At 45.4% G+C, this 306-nt stretch carries 1 protein-coding gene; it reads right to left on the bottom strand.

The window, feature by feature from the left end:
* Positions 1-92: 92 nt before the first annotated feature.
* The coding region (locus tag F8C76_RS19725; protein ID WP_211372231.1) for an acyl-CoA dehydrogenase family protein at positions 93-306 on the bottom strand (214 nt) is incomplete at its 5' end.

Here is a 306-nt window from a genome sequence, read left to right as displayed (position 1 = left end):
GGTATCGAACGAGTAATTATCTTTTAGATAACGGCGCGCCGTATCGGCAATCATCGTGGTATTTTCAGGTAACTTGAAATCCATGCCTCACCTCACAATCCGAGCAGCATCTTTGCCAATACGTTTTTCTGAATCTCGTTAGATCCACCATAGATAGTGCAGGCACGCAGGAAGTTATAGCGGCGACTGGCTTGATTAAATACTTCGTCTCCAATCGGTTGCTTATTATCCCATGGCAGAGACATCAGCCCACCGATCTCAACCATCGCCTGAGAAACTCTTTGCTGTAATTCGGTGCCTTTAATT

This window comes from Flagellimonas olearia (genome assembly GCF_009184425.1).
GTDB classification, from domain to species: domain Bacteria; phylum Bacteroidota; class Bacteroidia; order Flavobacteriales; family Flavobacteriaceae; genus Flagellimonas; species Flagellimonas olearia.
The sequence above is the reverse complement of the archived record's forward strand: the minus strand, read 5'-3'. Positions and strand labels throughout refer to the sequence as shown.